The sequence below is a fragment of the Streptomyces lavendofoliae genome, assembly GCF_014649735.1.
Taxonomy (GTDB): domain Bacteria; phylum Actinomycetota; class Actinomycetes; order Streptomycetales; family Streptomycetaceae; genus Streptomyces; species Streptomyces lavendofoliae.
In genome coordinates, this window is sequence record NZ_BMTP01000020.1 from 1 (window position 1) to 14,880 (window position 14,880).

25 protein-coding genes and 2 pseudogenes are annotated in these 14,880 nt (G+C 70.5%); 20 read left to right on the forward strand and 7 right to left on the reverse strand.

The genetic code is table 11. From position 1 onward, the window contains the following. The 6 genes and pseudogenes from IE109_RS28580 to IE109_RS28605 all read left to right on the forward strand — a co-directional run. Window positions 1–212, forward strand: a pseudogene (locus IE109_RS28580) (D-glucuronyl C5-epimerase family protein); the annotation flags it as partial. A gap of 25 nt (window positions 213–237) precedes the next feature. Then, on the forward strand, window positions 238–1,212 hold the full coding sequence (locus tag IE109_RS28585) for a peptidoglycan recognition protein family protein (protein ID WP_189554256.1): 975 nt from the start codon (window positions 238–240) through the stop codon (window positions 1,210–1,212). Between the two features lie 73 nt (window positions 1,213–1,285). Further along, window positions 1,286–1,669, forward strand: a complete 384-nt coding sequence (locus IE109_RS28590) for a hypothetical protein (protein ID WP_189554257.1) — start codon at window positions 1,286–1,288, stop codon at window positions 1,667–1,669. Between the two features lie 62 nt (window positions 1,670–1,731). Beyond that, window positions 1,732–2,052, forward strand: a complete 321-nt coding sequence (locus tag IE109_RS28595; protein ID WP_189554258.1) for a hypothetical protein — start codon at window positions 1,732–1,734, stop codon at window positions 2,050–2,052. Next, entirely contained in the window at window positions 2,015–2,230 is a 216-nt protein-coding gene (locus IE109_RS28600; RefSeq protein WP_189554259.1) for a DUF7620 family protein, read from the forward strand. Before IE109_RS28595 ends, IE109_RS28600 begins: the two co-directional genes overlap by 38 nt. Continuing rightward, on the forward strand, window positions 2,230–2,550 hold the full coding sequence (locus IE109_RS28605) for a putative phage holin (RefSeq protein WP_189554260.1): 321 nt from the start codon (window positions 2,230–2,232) through the stop codon (window positions 2,548–2,550). Before IE109_RS28600 ends, IE109_RS28605 begins: the two co-directional genes overlap by 1 nt. Before the next feature lie 269 nt (window positions 2,551–2,819). Here the strand turns inward: IE109_RS28605 and IE109_RS34135 are convergent. From IE109_RS34135 to IE109_RS28615, 3 genes and pseudogenes are all read right to left on the reverse strand, one after another. Continuing rightward, window positions 2,820–2,921 (reverse strand): annotated as a pseudogene (locus tag IE109_RS34135) (FAD-dependent thymidylate synthase); the annotation flags it as partial. After that, window positions 2,922–3,098, reverse strand: a complete 177-nt coding sequence (locus IE109_RS34140) for a hypothetical protein (RefSeq protein WP_373297796.1) — start codon at window positions 3,096–3,098, stop codon at window positions 2,922–2,924. It abuts the pseudogene before it with no gap. A 140-nt stretch (window positions 3,099–3,238) separates the two neighbouring features. Beyond that, entirely contained in the window at window positions 3,239–3,451 is a 213-nt protein-coding gene (locus tag IE109_RS28615; RefSeq protein WP_189554261.1) for a hypothetical protein, read from the reverse strand. A gap of 334 nt (window positions 3,452–3,785) precedes the next feature. Here IE109_RS28615 and IE109_RS28620 point away from each other — a divergent pair, with 334 nt between their 5' ends. Beyond that, complete coding sequence (locus IE109_RS28620) at window positions 3,786–4,145, forward strand: HIT family protein (protein ID WP_189554262.1); 360 nt, start codon at window positions 3,786–3,788, stop codon at window positions 4,143–4,145. Window positions 4,146–4,195: 50 nt separating this feature from the next. Here the strand turns inward: IE109_RS28620 and IE109_RS28625 are convergent, their stop codons facing one another. Next, window positions 4,196–4,510, reverse strand: a complete 315-nt coding sequence (locus IE109_RS28625) for a hypothetical protein (RefSeq protein WP_189554263.1) — start codon at window positions 4,508–4,510, stop codon at window positions 4,196–4,198. 336 nt (window positions 4,511–4,846) lie between these two features. On the opposite strand from IE109_RS28625, the gene IE109_RS28630 reads away from it, so the two are divergent. From IE109_RS28630 to IE109_RS28645, 4 genes are read left to right on the forward strand one after another with little or no spacing between them, the layout of a single operon-like run. Further along, window positions 4,847–5,215 (forward strand): DUF6221 family protein, encoded by a 369-nt coding sequence (locus IE109_RS28630; protein ID WP_189554264.1) that lies wholly within the window; start codon window positions 4,847–4,849, stop codon window positions 5,213–5,215. Next, on the forward strand, window positions 5,212–5,463 hold the full coding sequence (locus IE109_RS28635) for a hypothetical protein (RefSeq protein ID WP_189554265.1): 252 nt from the start codon (window positions 5,212–5,214) through the stop codon (window positions 5,461–5,463). Before IE109_RS28630 ends, IE109_RS28635 begins: the two co-directional genes overlap by 4 nt. Then, window positions 5,460–6,587, forward strand: a complete 1,128-nt coding sequence (locus tag IE109_RS28640; RefSeq protein WP_189554266.1) for a site-specific integrase — start codon at window positions 5,460–5,462, stop codon at window positions 6,585–6,587. The genes IE109_RS28635 and IE109_RS28640 overlap by 4 nt, the downstream gene beginning before the upstream one ends. A gap of 10 nt (window positions 6,588–6,597) precedes the next feature. Beyond that, window positions 6,598–7,767, forward strand: coding sequence for a LacI family DNA-binding transcriptional regulator (locus IE109_RS28645; protein ID WP_189554267.1), 1,170 nt, complete (start codon window positions 6,598–6,600; stop codon window positions 7,765–7,767). 66 nt (window positions 7,768–7,833) lie between these two features. On the opposite strand, the gene IE109_RS28650 is transcribed toward IE109_RS28645, so the two are convergent. The 3 genes from IE109_RS28650 to IE109_RS33795 form a co-directional block, all read right to left on the reverse strand. After that, window positions 7,834–8,037, reverse strand: a complete 204-nt coding sequence (locus tag IE109_RS28650) for a DUF6011 domain-containing protein (protein ID WP_189554268.1) — start codon at window positions 8,035–8,037, stop codon at window positions 7,834–7,836. 113 nt (window positions 8,038–8,150) lie between these two features. Next, a complete protein-coding gene (locus tag IE109_RS28655; protein WP_189554269.1) occupies window positions 8,151–8,528 on the reverse strand; it encodes a hypothetical protein in 378 nt (125 codons plus the stop codon). 9 nt (window positions 8,529–8,537) lie between these two features. Beyond that, window positions 8,538–8,876 carry a hypothetical protein gene (locus tag IE109_RS33795; RefSeq protein WP_189554270.1) on the reverse strand — a complete coding sequence of 113 codons (339 nt, stop codon included), beginning with the start codon at window positions 8,874–8,876 and terminating at the stop codon, window positions 8,538–8,540. A gap of 228 nt (window positions 8,877–9,104) precedes the next feature. Here IE109_RS33795 and IE109_RS28665 point away from each other — a divergent pair, with 228 nt between their 5' ends. From IE109_RS28665 to IE109_RS28705, 9 genes are all read left to right on the forward strand, one after another. Continuing rightward, window positions 9,105–9,626 (forward strand): hypothetical protein, encoded by a 522-nt coding sequence (locus IE109_RS28665; protein ID WP_189554271.1) that lies wholly within the window; start codon window positions 9,105–9,107, stop codon window positions 9,624–9,626. Between the two features lie 82 nt (window positions 9,627–9,708). Next, on the forward strand, window positions 9,709–10,680 hold the full coding sequence (locus tag IE109_RS28670) for a hypothetical protein (RefSeq protein WP_189554272.1): 972 nt from the start codon (window positions 9,709–9,711) through the stop codon (window positions 10,678–10,680). Continuing rightward, window positions 10,680–11,543: a helix-turn-helix domain-containing protein gene (locus tag IE109_RS28675; RefSeq protein WP_189554273.1), complete on the forward strand. Its 864-nt coding sequence runs from the start codon at window positions 10,680–10,682 to the stop codon at window positions 11,541–11,543. Before IE109_RS28670 ends, IE109_RS28675 begins: the two co-directional genes overlap by 1 nt. Then, window positions 11,540–12,343 carry a hypothetical protein gene (locus IE109_RS28680; RefSeq protein ID WP_189554274.1) on the forward strand — a complete coding sequence of 268 codons (804 nt, stop codon included), beginning with the start codon at window positions 11,540–11,542 and terminating at the stop codon, window positions 12,341–12,343. Before IE109_RS28675 ends, IE109_RS28680 begins: the two co-directional genes overlap by 4 nt. Before the next feature lie 50 nt (window positions 12,344–12,393). Next, entirely contained in the window at window positions 12,394–12,615 is a 222-nt protein-coding gene (locus tag IE109_RS28685; protein WP_189554275.1) for a hypothetical protein, read from the forward strand. 38 nt (window positions 12,616–12,653) lie between these two features. Further along, window positions 12,654–12,932 carry a hypothetical protein gene (locus IE109_RS28690; protein WP_189554276.1) on the forward strand — a complete coding sequence of 93 codons (279 nt, stop codon included), beginning with the start codon at window positions 12,654–12,656 and terminating at the stop codon, window positions 12,930–12,932. Next, entirely contained in the window at window positions 12,929–13,810 is an 882-nt protein-coding gene (locus IE109_RS28695; RefSeq protein WP_189554277.1) for a WhiB family transcriptional regulator, read from the forward strand. Before IE109_RS28690 ends, IE109_RS28695 begins: the two co-directional genes overlap by 4 nt. Next, window positions 13,807–14,256, forward strand: a complete 450-nt coding sequence (locus IE109_RS28700) for a hypothetical protein (RefSeq protein ID WP_189554278.1) — start codon at window positions 13,807–13,809, stop codon at window positions 14,254–14,256. The genes IE109_RS28695 and IE109_RS28700 overlap by 4 nt, the downstream gene beginning before the upstream one ends. Further along, on the forward strand, window positions 14,253–14,684 hold the full coding sequence (locus IE109_RS28705; RefSeq protein WP_189554279.1) for a hypothetical protein: 432 nt from the start codon (window positions 14,253–14,255) through the stop codon (window positions 14,682–14,684). Before IE109_RS28700 ends, IE109_RS28705 begins: the two co-directional genes overlap by 4 nt. Window positions 14,685–14,880: the final 196 nt, after the last annotated feature.

Sequence of the window (14,880 nt, forward strand, 5' to 3'; positions counted from 1 at the left end):
GTAACGAGCCGGTGGCCGCCTACCGGGTGGCCAGCGACGGCACCGAGACCGGCGTGAAGATTGTCGCCTTCCCGGCGCCGTCCAACGCGCCCACTGACAGGCGGGCCGTCGTCAACGGCCGGCCCATGTTCCAGATCACCGCAGGCGGGCTCACCGGCTACTGGGTGCCCGCCTCCGCCGTCACCGTCGACTCCGCACCCGCCGTGGGCTGAGCCGCACCATCCCCCTGGAGGACCCATGGCCTGGTGCCCCTTCGCCACCAGAATGGAACTGCAACCCGAGTCGGACGCCCAGCCCGCGATCCGGCCGACGCAGTTCATCGTCCACTCGATCATCGCCCCCTGGACCGCGAAGCGGACCTACGAGTACTGGCGCGACTCGACGAACCTTGAGAGCCATTTTGGGCTCGGCTATGCGGGCGACTTGGGCCAGTTCATCGGCACCGAGACCCGCGCCGACGCGAACGCCGCAGCGAACCGGCGGCCGGACGGCACCGGCGCCGTCAGTATCGAGACTGCGTCGAACACCAAGGGCACCGATCCGTGGACCGACGATCAGGTCGAAATGCTCATCCGCCTCGGCGTCTGGCTCCACCAGCGGCACGGCATCCCGCTGCGGATCTGCCGCACCCACGACGACCCCGGATACGGCTACCACCGCCTCCACTCCGCCTGGGCCGTGTCCGGCACCGCCTGCCCCGGCGACGCCCGTGTGCGCCAGTTCCGCGAGGTCGTCTTCCCCGGGATCGTCCGCCGGGCCACCGTCCAGATTCCGCCCCCCAGCGCTCCGACCAGCCCCGCGCCCGAACAGGAGACCGACATGGCAATCGCCAAGGTCGACGAATCGAACCCCGTCGACGTCGACCTCGCCGACAACGAGTGGACCACCCTCGCGTTCACCGACGCCGTCATCCACTCCGGCCCCCGCCAGCTCGTCGGCCCCACCTACGTCCAGCTCACCTTCGCCCCCGGCACTCAGGCCTTCGTGACCGGCCGCTTCATCCTCACCAACGTCGACGGCACTGGCGCCTCCGGCTACGGCGATCTCGGCGAGTTCGACGCCCTGCGCCTGCCGCAGTTCCTGCACAACCACGACGTCCCCGCCGGCAAGACGTTGCGGTTCCAGGTCAAGGCCCGCACCGACAACGGCACCACCAGCAAGCTCACCCATCGGGTCGTCACCGGCGACTACCTGGTGCCGGCTGGCCAGTAGCCGGGCCATCCCGCCACGAACTCTCCCGGGCCGAGGAAGAAGCCGAAGCCCAGCACACCGAAACGAGAGACACATGAAGATCTTCGGACGTGAACCGGTCGTGATCCTGGCCGCCATCGCCGTCTTCCTCAAGCTGCTGGCCGCCTACGGCATCGAGATCAGCGACACACAGCAGGCCCTCCTCAACACCTTCCTGGCCTGCGTCGTCGCGGTCATCTCCGCGGTCGTCCTCAAGACCGGCGCCGTGTACGCGGCCATCCTCCAGCTCTCACAGGCCGCGCTCGCCCTGTTCCTCGGCTTCGGCCTCGAGATGAGCGCCGAGCAGCAGGCCGGCTGGATGAGCATCGTCGCCGCGGTCCTGGCCGTCGTGGAGCGCCGCGACGTCGAGGCCCCCGTGCCGTCGACCCGGCTCGAACGGACCAGCGTCGTCAAGACCGGACCGCTGGGCACGGCGTAGCGAGGTGAGCCAAGCACCAACCCTCGGGCAGCCCTTCTTACCGCGACCCGCAGGAGGCGACCATGGGCGGTGACGTGCTCGGACTCCCGGTGGCCGCCGCAGGTCCCACCACTCTCATCGCCCTGGTCGTGATGCTGATCCTGACCGGGCGCCTGGTGCCCCGCCGCACCCTGGATGACATGCGGGAGGAGCGGGACACCTGGCGCGCGGCCCACAGCGAATCGGAGAAGGCGCGGCAAGCCGAGCGGGAGCAAGTCGGCGAGCTCCTGGAGATGGCCCGGCTCGGCAACCAGGTGCTGAACTCGTTGCCCCGCCCGCCGGTCCAGCGGGGGGAGGTGACGCCAGATGATCGGGTGGATCAAGCGACTGGCCCGCCAAGGTAAGCCCACCCCCGGGCAGCGCGCGGCCGAGGGCGCTCTAGAGCGGGCCATCTCCGCGCGCGAAGAGGCGGAGAAGCGCCGGCCGATGGTGCTGGCGCAGGCGGCGAGGATCCGGCGTGAGCGCGAGGCGAACCATTTCGCGAGCCGGATCCGGATGGCGCTGGAAGGAGAAGTGCCGTGATGCAGGAGTGGAGCATCGACATGTGGCTGAACGTGACCGTGTCGGCAGTCGCGGCGCTCGCGTGTGCCGTTTTCGTGGTGGTGTACCACTGGCGGGCGCCCTGGTGGCGCTCGGACACCGGGCGGAACCTGATGGCCGCCGGGGCAGCCTTCGGGGCCCTGTTCCTCTACACCGTGCTCATCAGCCTGTGGCCGACCGGGTGCCCGGCGGCGGTTCTGCGACTGGTCCGCACGGTCGTCGTGCTCGCCATCGCGCTGCTGATGGTGCAGCGCACCAGGATGGTCATCAAGGCCCAGAAACACAGTCGAACTGGAGTGTGACCGTGGGCGAGATGCCGTCAGACCGACCAGCTGTCCGTCGCCTTGACGAAGGCGCCGCCGACCTCGAGACCCAGGTGGACCTCGGCTGGCAGGAGCCACCTCCGCAACCCCCGGCCGACGGGCCCGAAGCCGATCAGACGTCTCCGACTCCGCTGTGACTGGCCTGTCCCCTACGGGGGACAGGCCCTTCTTTCATGCCCTGACCTGCGTCTTTGTCCAATAGAAATCCACACTAAATAACCCGATCATGCGAACCTGTCCGCTCCGCTCTACGGCGCGACCCGGCCGTTCGTGTTGAACGCCTCCTGCGTCAGCGGCATCAGCCGGGCCCAGTGGGCTTCCATCTGCTCGCCGACCATCTCGATCTCCCGCTAGTTGATCAGCCCCATGTCGCGGGCCGCGAGCTTGTCCTCGTCCCGCTCGTCCGGGATGTTCTGTGCCTGCTCGCCGGCGGTGGAGACGCGGGCGGCCCACAGGACGTCGGTGTCGGCGGCGGTGTGCTTGACCAGGTCGACGGTGACGTCGGAGCGCAGTTCGATGTCGGTCACGGCTGGTCCTCACGGCGCGGGAAGGTGGTGACGATGTCGATGATGTCCCGGATCCCGCTCCGTGTTGCCCCTGCTCGGGCATGAGCAGGGCCCGCCACCGGTGTGGTGGCGGGCCCCTGGTACTGCGCTGTGCGGGGTGTTCAGAAGCGGTTCTCGGCCCAGAGGATCAGGAGGCTGACGGCGCCGCTGCCGACGCCGTAGACGATGCCCTGGGCCAGGTGGACGTGGAGACGGTGCTCCCGCCTGGGGATCCACCGGGAAGTGTGGACACGCCGCCAGAGTTCTCGCAGGTGACGGAGCAGACGGGACGGCCGCCTGTCCTCGCCCCAGGAATCCTTGGTACGGTGTTTCACGCGAAACAACTCCCTACTTACGTGTGGGTGGGTTGGCAACGCAGGGAGCCCTCCCGACCAGTGGCCTGGAAACCGTCGTCGGGGTTGCAGGGCTCCTTCTGCGTTGCCGGACAGTCTACTGGTGCTCGGCACCAACACCGTTCGCGAGACCACAACTTGTGGGTGGCTGGGTACGACGGTGGTCATGCAACGGAACGCATCGGCACGCCACGGAACGCTTCGGAACGGACTCGCGGTCCACGAAAGTGACAGGCATCACAGACGCCTCGTTCTGGCGTGATCGGCGGGTCTGATCCAGGGGATTGGTAGCGGGCATGGGGCGTACGCTCGCCGCATGACGTCTTCGGACCCGTGTGTGTTCTGCGAGATCGTCGCCGGGCGGGCGCCGGCCACCGTCGTGCGCGAGTGGGACGACGCGCTGGCTCTGGTTCCGCTCGGCCCGGTCGTCGACGGCCACACTCTCGTCATCCCCAAGCAGCACGTCGCGGACTTCGGTGAGGACCCGGAGGTGTCGGCGGCCGCGATGCGGCGCGCGGCGGAACTCGCTGCCGGCGACCGGCCGATGAACGTCATCACCTCGCGGGGCAGGGCGGCGACCCAGTCGGTGTTCCACCTTCACCTGCACCTGGTCCCGCGGGCGGAGAACGACGGTCTGGCGTTGCCCTGGTACAGCGGGCATGGGCGTCGGCGGTGAAATGGGTGTCGCGCTTAGGATCGTTTCTGGGGATCCGCATAACGTGTGTGTTACGCGGACCGATCCCCGATTGAAGATCTCGGTAACATGCCGAACCGCAGCTGGGTGACTGGAGCGGAGCACTGGTCGTTGCGCAGGGCATGACCGCCAAAATCACGCCTCCCGCTGCTGCGTTGCTCGGTGCGGGCCATCGCTGGTACGGCTTCCTCCAGCAGCGCTTCGAGGAAGCCGGCCGGATGCCGAAGTATCACCGGATGCTCGGTGAGACCTACGGTCGGTTCGTCGTACACGCCGAACACGGGGACCGGGTTGCCATGGACTACCTGGAGTGGATGCGCGTTGAAGCTCAGCAGTTCGACGGCCACCCGGACTTTCCTGGACGTCGAGGCACGCAGAATCGCCCTGGGGCAAGCGCATAACGTGTTCGGGGACGACGCGGTGGCGCTGCGTGTTCGGCGCTGCGGAGGGTTCCCCGAGTGATCACCCTCGTATAATTTCCCTCATACCGGACTAGTTCACCCAGACTGGACGCCTGTCGAGGCGTCAAGAGCGATCGGGTCGCGCGAGGGGTCGGAGCTTAGGATCGCTCCTGACGAAGAATCGAACTGTTCGACCAAGTGCCCCTGGCGGATGCCGCGTCGGGGGCATCATCACGTCTGGCTCCAGATAATGTTCCTTCTATGGAGCCATCATCGCTGAACATGAAACTGGCCTTCCTGCGTGCTCAACTCGCCGGAGACGAGCGGACAGCGCGCAGGGTGAAGAGCATCTGGCGGCAGGTCGGCGACACCGGCGTCATCATCGCTTCCGATGGGAAACGTGCGGAGGAGTGCGCCAACGGCAACTGGGCTGGCATCGCGGAGCACATCGTCCGGCATGATCCGGAGCAGGTGCTGTCCGTGGTCAAGGCCAAGCGGCGGACGTTGGAACGCCATGCCCAGTGCGGCACAGGCCGAGGCCACTGCGACGACGGCGGCCATGCCCACGCCGACGGAGGGTGCCCGGATCTCGACGACCTGCTCCTGGCGTACGCCGATCGGCTGGGCTTCGAGGACGAGTGGCGGCCATGAGCCCGGAGGACGAGGCGACCGCGCATCTGCTGGTGACCGCGGCCTTCCACGACGCCGCAGCCCGCGCCGACGAGCAGGGGGACCCGAGCATCGGGGACTTCTCCCGGGCCGTCCTGCGGCAGTTCGAGGAGCACCAGCACCTGGAGGGCGCCCTGTACGCGGTCGTCATGAGGTACGCCCAGGAGCACGCCTCACCCGAGGATGTGGCTGCGCTGCGGCGCTGGATGGGTGAGGTGACCGGGTCGTGAACGAGGACGGCACGGAGGTGGTGGAGGCGGAGCTGGTCGAGGACGAGCGGCTCCCCGCCACCGGCAAGGGCGCGGCTCTCGTTCGGCCGGACGCCAAGAACGACCCGGATGCCTGGCTCCCGGAGGAGGTCCGGGAGGACATTGAGGCGGGCATCGCCGCGTCCACGAGCACGGCCTATCAGCGGGACTTCGCCGAGTACACCGCGTGGTGCCGTACCGTCGGCCGGCGCGCCATGCCGGCGGCGCCCCAGACGGTCTCCCACTACATCTCTCATCTGACCCGCACTCCGCGACCGCGCACCGGGCGGCCGTATAGCCCGTCGACCATGGAGCGGATCATCGCGTCCATCCGCACGATGCACAGCGCGGCCGGGGTGCAGCCGCCGGAGACGAAGGGTGCCCGGAAGGTCGTTGCCGGGTACCGGCGGAAGCTGTCCGCGGCGGACTCCGCGCAGGCCCGTGCGCGTAAGACGTCGCCCGCGGTTCCGGCGGTGCTGCAGAAGGCGCTGTCCGTGGTGGACCGCACGACGCTGAAGGGGAAGCGGGACGCGGCGATCCTGCTGCTGGGCTTCGCCTGCGCGGCGCGCGCTGTCGAGCTGACCTTGCTGAACGTGGAGTCGGTCACCGAACCTGCGGAGCTTCAGGGTGTGGGGATTCGGGTGCGGATCTACCGGGTGAAGAACAAGAAGTGGCAGAACGTCACGGTGAAGTACGGCTCGGCGCCACAGACGTGCCCGGTGGCTGCGACCCGCGAGTACCTGGAGGCCCTGGCCGGCCAGGAGCATACGAGCGGGCCGCTGTTCATGCGCATCGACCGGTGGGGCTACCTCAATCCGCCCATCTACCGCGGCGGTGTCCAGGTCGGCGATCCGACCGGCCGGGTGACCGTGGACGCCATCTCCGACGTCGTGGAGCTGTCCATGGCTGCCGTGGGCATGAGTGGCCGGTGGCGCTCCCACTCGTTGCGCCGAGGGTTCGCTACGGCTGCCCTCATGGCGAAGGCCGACCCCATCCATACCAGCAGGCATGGAGGATGGGCCGACGGGTCCAAGGCTTTCCAGGGGTACGTGGAGGAAGCCGACGGCCTGGACGAGCGGAACCCGCTCACGAACATCGGGCTGTAGGAGGACCAGGGTGGCCAGAGGGCAGTACAGCGCGTCGTCGGTGCGGCAGCTGGCCGCGGTGGTGGAGGAGGTGGCGCCGCGCGACCCGTCACGGTGGGAGGCCCGGAAGCCGATCCCGGGGGCGGGCGGGCTGCCGGTGCAGGTGTCGGCGGCGCGGGGCAAGCAGCTGTGGATGCTGGTGGGCATGTTCGACCGGGCGGTGGGGCGGCCGGAGATGCCGGGCCGGGCCGGGCGTACGGCTGGGCAGTTGTTCACGTGGGCGGCGCTGCGCCCGTTCTGGGGTCTGGCGGCGGCAGGTGAGCTGCGGTCGGTGGCGAAGGACGTGGGCCGGCCGCTGTCGCTGGCGTCGCTGCGGATCGTGCGGGACTGCCTGGCGATCCTGGCCGGCTTGGTGGTGCCGGAGAAGGCGGTCGCGTTGCCGGTGCTGGAGCAGCCGGAGCTGAAGGACACGGTTGACCCGCGGGCGCGGGCGGTGCTGTACCGGGAGTTGGCGGACATGGCCGGCCGGGGCCGGTGGGATCCGGGGGCCTGGGGGATGTCGGTGGAGGAGCGGGCGCGGCTGCTGGCGATGGTGGCGATCGTGCTCGACACGGGGGCGAGGACGGGGGAGCTGGCGGGCCTACGGCTGGAGGACCTGGCGCCGGGGCTGGAGGCGGTGGGGGTGCGGCGGCGGCAGCAGAAGGCGCCGCCGAACCGGGTGGAGGAGATCGCCGCGCTGGCCCGGGTGCATCCGGGGCGGGTGCGGGAGGTGCTGGGTGGCAGGCTGGAGCAGGTGTCGGAGGCGACGCGGCAGCGGGTGTTGGCGGCGGTGGAGGAGCTGGGGCCGCTGCCGGAGGTGGAGTGGTACCCGCTGCGGGAGGGGTCGCGGGTCGCGGTCCGCCGGTGGCTTCAGGTGCGTCAGCGGGTGGTGGACGCGTTGCCGGTGACGGGGGGCCGGTCGGCTTTGTGGGTGACGCTGCAGGCGTCGAAGGCCGGGCCGGCGGGGATCACGGTGCGCCGGGGGTCGCTGCGCAAGTCGTACACCAAGGGGGTCACGGTGCTGAACCTGGTGATGGCCGGGGCGCCGGGCTGGTCGCCGTTGCCGACGACGATGGAGCAGCTGCGCCGCGCGGTGGAGGCGGTACCGCTCCCGGGGCCGCCGGCGGGCGGGATGGCGGCGGGGGCCGTACGGTCCGGGTAGGGCGTATCGACAGGACGGCGCCCTGGCGGCCTCGCGGTCACTTCGCACGTGCGCGGGGCCGCCGACCTATGTGCCGGGCAGGGTGTCCTGGTCGATGTCGTGGACGGGTGCGGCGGGTGGCCGGCGGGCGGGGTCGCAATCGGTCCCGTATCCGATGAGGCGGGATCCGGGGCTCGTCAGCTCACGCCCGCAGCGTCGGCAGTAGCGGTGTCGGTAGCCGGTTATGGGGTCGTCGACGAGGGTGGGCTGGGTGGCGGGTCGTCGGGCCATGGGTCAAGTGTCCCTGGGGTCTGGCGGCTTGCCGAGGTGGTGGGCTACGCTGCGCGTGCGCGATTCGTGTGACTGATCAAGGCCACCACCCCGGTTCGGGGCGGTGGCCTTTGCTACGCCCGGCCCAGCCGGTGGCGTTCGATGTACCACTGGTGGCTGCGCATGATCTGGTCGAAGACGTCGGGCAGGGGGCCCGCGGCAGAGCTGCTACTGCCGATTCCGTCCTTATCGACCTGACGGATCCACCAGCGCTGAACACCCGAGCTGTCCCTGCCAGCGCACTCGATGCGCGGCTTGCGTCGTCCGCGGATCACGACGATGGCGTCGTTCTCAATGAGGCGCTGCCACCGCGTCCTGTTGGGGTACGGACGGTCGTCGAAAGAGGAGACGGCAGCCATGGCCCGCTTACGGCGGGTTGTCACCAGGGTGACTTCCCAGTCGTTCGGGGAGGGGTAGTTGCTGGTGGTGGATTCGACCCGGTAGTACGGCATGTGGCTCTCCTAGGCGGCGAGGGTGTGGGCGGCCTGCTCGAAGCGGGCGGCGGCGATGGGGTTGGCCGGGCGGGCGGCGAAGGCGGTCTGGTCGTACAGCTTGACGGTGACCGCCTTGCGGGTGCGCCCCTTCAGTTTGATGGATGTCTCGCTGGTTGTTGTGGCGGCTACGCCTCGGGAGAAGGCGGGGGCGTAGCGCTTGGCGGTGGTGGGGTCGATGCCGGTGGCGAGGAGGTGGGTGCGGGCGGTCTGGGGGGTTCCGGTGGCGACGGCCTTGCGGGCGCGGCGGGTGGCGCGCTGTTCGCGGGTCCGCTGGCGGAGGGCCTGGCGCTTCGTCTGCTGCTTCACGGTGTCCCCTTGGTGTGTGGTGTGGTGCCCACCCTACCCATAACCCATTGCGCTGGCAATAGGTTATGCCGTACGGTTGGGACACCGGGACGGTCCCGGGGCACGACATGGCGCCATACCGTATGGCGTCAGCAATCAGCTATGGAGGAGACTGGCGTGGCCAACCCCCGCACGCGCCCGCCGAACCGCCACTCGACGTCCGGCCGGCGCCCGCCGAAAGGACCCACCGTGGCCCGCCGTACAAGCCGCCTCACCAGCACCGACGCCCGAGCCGGCCTGACCACCGCCGCCAAGCTGCTGCGCGCCTCCGACCACAAGGACGCCGCCAAGGCCACGGCCGCCCTCGACGCGGTCCTCGCCCCCGGCGGCTGGAAGCTCCTGCGCCCGGACTACACCCCGGGCGACAACCTGCCCATCTACATCGACCTCGGCATCCGCGAGCAGCTCAAGGCCGCGGCCGCGGCCGAAGGCAGCTCCCTCAGCCAGGACGTGTCCGAGGGCTTCCGCGCGTTCGTCGAAGGCAGGTGGACGCCCCGGCAGCCGCAGCGCGCGGCCCGCAACTCGGGTGCCACCGGTAAGAAGGGCAACCTGAACGTCCGCCCCGACGACGAACTGCGCCGCCGGGCCCGCGAGCGCGCGGAGGTCGTGTCGGCCGAGCTCGGGTGGACGGTCACCGAGGCGAGGCTCGCCGCCGCGTGGCTGATCGAGACCTACGGCCTGGACACGGCCGAACCGGACGACAAGTCCTAGCCCGCGCCCGTGCGCGGCGGGGCTGGACGCCGACAACCACCCCGCCCGCCGCACCGCGCGACAACCCCATAGGAGAGACCTCATGGCGCAAGCCGTCGAGGCCCCCGCCAGCACGACGGCGGAGGGCCCCACCTCGCACACCCAAAACCAGCTCGACGCCCTCGCCAAGCTGCGCGAACCGTTCCTGCCGGCGCAGATCTCCAAGCTCCCCAAGATCTGGTGCGGCAAGTGCAACAAGGCCCCGTACAAGGTCTGCGACGAGCACACCCGCAAGCGGTGCTCCGAGTGCGACAGCACCATGACCAGCGGTCACCTGCACCTGGACTACGTCGGCCACGCCGAACTCACCGGCCGTCTCCTGGAAGCCGACGCGCTGTGGACGTGGGAACCGCTCGCCTTCGACGCTGACGGTCTGCCGAAGTTCGACCCCAACGGCGGTCTGTGGATCCGGCTGACCGTCGCCGGCCACACGCGTCTCGGCTACGGCGACTCCCAGGGAAAGACCGGGCCGAACGCGGTGAAGGAAGCCATCGGCGACGCCCTGCGGAACGCCGGTATGCGGTTCGGGGCGGCACTGAACCTGTGGTCGAAGACCGACATGGTCGAAGCCGACGCGCAGAAGCAGAAGATGTCCGCCGAGCCGTCCCGCGAGGACCGCTTGGACGACCTGCACGCGCTGATGCGGAAGCGGTGGGGCAACGTCGAAGGCCTCCGGACCGTGAAGGTGATGGTCGGCGAGGAGAACTTCCACGAGTCCCAGGTAGCCGACGCGGCAGGACAGATCCGCCTGTTCGGGGAGATCCTCGATGACCGGATCCGCGAACTGCTGGCCACGCAGAAGACCAGCGCCTTCCTGCAGAAGGTCCGCAACGGCTGGGAACACGTGGCCGCCATGGAGCAGAACCTGGCCGAGGCCCGGCACAAGGGGCTCTTGGACGAGGTCGTCCCGTTCGGGTCTCCCAAGGTCCCCACCCGGATCGAGGACCTGCTGAACGCCCGCATCACCGAGCTGAAGGCCGCCCAGGGCGGCGACACGGGAAGGAGCGCCGCCTGATGAACGGTGCTTCGGAACGGGACCACGGATACGCCCGCTACAAGCTGGACGGCTGCCGGTGCTACCGGTGCGGGTTCGCCGTCTCCCAGTACAACGCGGCCCGGGAGCGGGCGATCGCGTACGGCACCTGGGCGCCGTACGTCGACGCGGAGACGGTCCGCCAGCACCTGCGGAACCTCCAGGCGTGCGGAGCCGGGCTCAGGAGCGTGGCAGCAGCGAGCGGTGTGGATCGCAAGCGCCTCCAGGCCATCCTCACTGGCCGGCCTGAGCGCAGGACCGGCCCCCAGGAGCGGGTACGGCCCGCCCTTGCCACTGCGGTGTTGGCGGTGGAGCCGACGCTGGAGGTGCTGGGCGCCGCCACGGTCATCAACGCGGTCGGTACGCACCGCCGCCTGCAAGCCCTGGTCTACGCGGGCTGGCCGCAGCACCACCTGGCAGCGGCTCTGGGGTGGACGGACGTCAACTTCAGCGCCCTGCTGCGGCGCCAGCAGGTCACTGTGCGTACGGCCCGGGCCGTACGCGACCTGTACGACCAGCGGTGGAAGTCCGACCCCCGCGAGCACGGCGTGGACGCGCAGGCGTACAGCCGGGCTCGGAACCACGCTCGCCGCCTGAACTGGCAGCCGGTCGGCGCCTGGGACGACGACACGATCGACGAGGCCGGGGCCGAGCCGTACACGGGCAGTGAGACACCTGTGTGGCTGGCCGCCGTCGAGGACGCGTTGGAGCTGGAGGCCGACGGCTTCACCCGCCAGCAGGCCGCCGACCGCCTCGGCATCCAGCGCTCCACCTTGGACACCTGGATGAGCCGCTACCGCAACCGCCCCGCCCAGGCAGCCACGGAGCAGGAGGCCACCGCATGAGCACGGTCTCGCGTTCTCATGGGACGACGGCGAAGTACCACCTGGACCGCTGCCGCTGCTACCCGTGCTGCCACGCCAACAGCCAGTACGAGTCCAACCGGCGTCGGGCCATGGCGTATGGGACGTGGCAGCCGTTCGTGGACGCCGGACCGGTCCGGACGCATGTGCGGCAGCTCGGCGAGTTCGGCATCGGCTGGATCCGGGCGGCGAAGCTCGCCGGCGTGGCCACCGGCACCGTGTCCAAGCTGCTGTACGGGGACCGGCCGCGGAACCTCGCCCCCACGAAGAGGATGCGGCCCGAGGTAGCGCTCGCCCTGCTGTCGGTGGAGCCCACCTTGGAGAACATGGGCCCGGTGGTGCCGATCGACGGCACGGGCACGAGGCGTCGCCTTCAGGCCCTGGTGGCCGCGGGCTGGCCGCAGTCGGAGATCGCCCGCCGCCTGGGGATGGAGCGGGCGAACTTCGGTCGCACCATCGTCAGCCCCATGGTGCGGGTGTCGACCCTCCGCGCCGTCGTGGCGGTGTACGACGAGCTGTGGCGGGCCAACCCGCGCGAGCACGGCGTCCCGGCCCGCTGGTACACGACCGCCCTCGCGACAGCCGCACGCAACGGCTGGGCGCCGGTGGGGGCCTGGGACGACGACACCATCGACGACCCGGCGGCCTTCCCCGACTGGACCGGGCACTGCGGCACAACCGACGGTCCGCGCCACCACTACCGCATCGGCATCCCCGTCTGCCAACCGTGCCGTGAGGCCCGTCAGCGTCACCGAGCCGAAGCGAACGCACAAGCCGCGTAGGCCCCCCACCGAGCCGGGGCCGTCCACCACCCACCCAGGGAGGCCCCGCCATGGGCGACATCCTGCTGGCCCTGCTCATCCCCCTCCTCATGTGCTCGTCCGGCCTGTACGCGCTCGCCGAATCGTGGTGGCGACGACGCCACCCCCGCGCGGAGCCCGTGCCGTACCTCCGGGAGCCGACGCCGCCGCTCGTCGCCCAGGCCGAGGCGATCGTGGCCGACACCTACCAGCTGCTGGCCCCGCTGTACGACACCAGCGGCCCGCCCCGATGAGACCCCGACGTTCACGGCACCCGAGGGAGGTGAAAGCCGTGCACCCCTACCTCCTCGCCGCGGCTCTCGCCCTCCTCACCACCGCCGGCGCCGTCCTCGTCGTACGACACCAGACATCCACCCTGCGGCGCGCTCTCGACCGGGAGCGCGCCGCAGCCCGTCTCACCCAGACCCTTCAGCACCGCGACATCACCGTCCTCAAGGCCCGGCTCGACGCCGCACGCGCGGAGGGCGCGGTGCTGGCGGCCGCCAACCACGTCCTGGACACCGCACTCACCCACCACGGCCGCGACCCGCAGGAAGGGGGCCTCTCATGACCGCCAAGACCGCCCGTGACGCTCTGACCGACCACCCCTACTACCGGTACCGCGGCTGCGCCCCCGACCCCGACCAGCCCACCCGCGCGGCCGCCAACCCCGACGTCGCCCTGGACGCGTGGCTGCCGTACACCGGTGACGGCGCCGAACCGCAGAAGGAGCGGTTCGCGCGGGAGCGGGCCGCGATCGGCATCTGCCGCCGCTGCCCCGTGCTGGCCGCCTGCCACGCCTACGCCAACACCGAGATCGTCGACGTGGCCGACGACGGGCAGGAGACCGTGCGCCTGGCCGAACCCGAAGGCGTCATGGGCGGCATGCGGGCCCTGGACCGGCACCGGGCGCTCATCGCCCGCCGCACCGGCACCCACCCCGTCACCGACCGCTCCCTCGCCGAAGCCCGCTCCCCGCAGAAACAGACAGTCCTCGCCGCCCTCGCGGTCGAGCTGTACGAGTCCCGCGTCGCACGGCGGGCGGGAATGGACGTCCGCACCACCAACTGGCACCGCTCCGCCCTGTGCGGGCTCCTCGGGCTGGACAAGGAGACCGCCACCCGCGACCAGCTGCTCCTCGCCGCCCTGGAGTACGGAGTGCTCCCCGACGTGCCGCGGATCGTGTGGGACGGACTGTGGCCCATCGCCGCAGCCCCCACCACCGACGGCACCCGCCAGCGCCGCATCGCCCCCGACCAACCCCTCGAACTCCTCACCCCCCGCCCGGCCCACGCCCGGGCCGGCCGCTCCCGTACCGGCGGCACCCGCCGCCCCCCGCAGCGTAAGGCCGCGCCGGACGGCACCCTCCGCGGCCTCCGGCTGCGCGTCGTCCCAACACCCGCCGCTCCCGCCCTGCTACCCGCACCCGCCCTGGAGGCCGCCGCATGACCACCCCACCCCCCGCCTCCCCGGACGTGACGGACATCGACCAGGCCCTCGCCGACCGCGCACAGTCCAGCGGCGACTACCTCGCCGGCGTCATCGCCGCCGCCATGCTCGACACCGTCGGCCAGCCCGCCAAGCTCCCCGAACTCCTGTGGCCCGACGAAGAAGCCACCCTCATCCGCGCCGTCTGGGAAGCCGGCCTGACCGTCGGCTACCGCGCGGCCAAGCTCACCGTCCAGCCGCAGTGGACCGCCGAAGGCCTCGGCCGGCTCCGCGCCGCACTCAGCGAAGCCGGATACACGGCCATGGGACGCCTCGTCCAGCGGTCCGCTGCTCTGCACCAAACCGTCGAGACCCCGGTGTGCCGGACCGGCAACACGTGGTCGCCCTGGACCCACCCAGCCGACACCGAGCACGGCACCACCCGGGACAGCGAGGGACACCGGTGACCCCGCCGCGTACCCGCCCCCGCCGCGGCCGGCCGGCCGTGTTCAACGACGCGATGCAGACCCGGTACCTCGACGCCATCACCGCCGGCATGCGCCTGGGCGAAGCCGCGCAGCATGTCGGCATCCACAGCAACGTCCCCGCCCGCCTCGCGCGTAAGGACCAGGAGTTCGCCACCCGCCTCGCCGACGCCCGCGCCGCCGGCCGCAAGACCCGCGCCGACAACCGGCCCCACGGAGAAGCCCACTACAACAACGACGACTGCCGACACCCCGACTGCGCGGCCGCCGCCCGCAAAGGACGCGCCCGCCGCCGCGCCACCACCGCCCGGCAGCCGGACCGCGAACAGCACGCCACCATCCACGACCTCGACCCACCCACCCCGCCCAAGTCGCCTATTTCTTTGCCGCTGTTGCTGAAGGCCTCGTAGTTGAGAGGGAACCGTCGCATCGACTACGTCAACTGATCTCCCTTACTGGGTGATGTCTGCGTGCCTTTGGTCGGGTTATTTAGTGTGGATTTTTATTGGACAGAACCGCAGGTCCGTACGTCTGTCCGATGAGCAGCACATGTGATGACAAACCGACAGTCGACACGAAGCGCCGAGGAGGAGGACAAGTGGCGAG

Bases quoted from the DNA above. Each gene is read 5' to 3' on its own strand.
- IE109_RS28595 (WP_189554258.1), top strand. From the start codon at position 1,732: ATGGGCGGTGACGTGCTCGGACTCCCGGTGGCCGCCGCAGGTCCCACC.
- IE109_RS28605 (WP_189554260.1), top strand. From the start codon at position 2,230: ATGCAGGAGTGGAGCATCGACATGTGGCTGAACGTGACCGTGTCGGCA.
- IE109_RS28630 (WP_189554264.1), top strand. From the start codon at position 4,847: ATGAAACTGGCCTTCCTGCGTGCTCAACTCGCCGGAGACGAGCGGACA.
- IE109_RS28585 (WP_189554256.1), top strand. From the start codon at position 238: ATGGCCTGGTGCCCCTTCGCCACCAGAATGGAACTGCAACCCGAGTCG.
- IE109_RS28670 (WP_189554272.1), top strand. From the start codon at position 9,709: ATGGCGCAAGCCGTCGAGGCCCCCGCCAGCACGACGGCGGAGGGCCCC.
- IE109_RS28695 (WP_189554277.1), top strand. From the start codon at position 12,929: ATGACCGCCAAGACCGCCCGTGACGCTCTGACCGACCACCCCTACTAC.
- IE109_RS28685 (WP_189554275.1), top strand. From the start codon at position 12,394: ATGGGCGACATCCTGCTGGCCCTGCTCATCCCCCTCCTCATGTGCTCG.
- IE109_RS28635 (WP_189554265.1), top strand. From the start codon at position 5,212: ATGAGCCCGGAGGACGAGGCGACCGCGCATCTGCTGGTGACCGCGGCC.
- IE109_RS28590 (WP_189554257.1), top strand. From the start codon at position 1,286: ATGAAGATCTTCGGACGTGAACCGGTCGTGATCCTGGCCGCCATCGCC.
- IE109_RS28650 (WP_189554268.1), bottom strand. From the start codon at position 8,037: ATGGCCCGACGACCCGCCACCCAGCCCACCCTCGTCGACGACCCCATA.
- IE109_RS28600 (WP_189554259.1), top strand. From the start codon at position 2,015: ATGATCGGGTGGATCAAGCGACTGGCCCGCCAAGGTAAGCCCACCCCC.
- IE109_RS28680 (WP_189554274.1), top strand. From the start codon at position 11,540: ATGAGCACGGTCTCGCGTTCTCATGGGACGACGGCGAAGTACCACCTG.
- IE109_RS28655 (WP_189554269.1), bottom strand. From the start codon at position 8,528: ATGCCGTACTACCGGGTCGAATCCACCACCAGCAACTACCCCTCCCCG.
- IE109_RS28620 (WP_189554262.1), top strand. From the start codon at position 3,786: ATGACGTCTTCGGACCCGTGTGTGTTCTGCGAGATCGTCGCCGGGCGG.
- IE109_RS28700 (WP_189554278.1), top strand. From the start codon at position 13,807: ATGACCACCCCACCCCCCGCCTCCCCGGACGTGACGGACATCGACCAG.
- IE109_RS28675 (WP_189554273.1), top strand. From the start codon at position 10,680: ATGAACGGTGCTTCGGAACGGGACCACGGATACGCCCGCTACAAGCTG.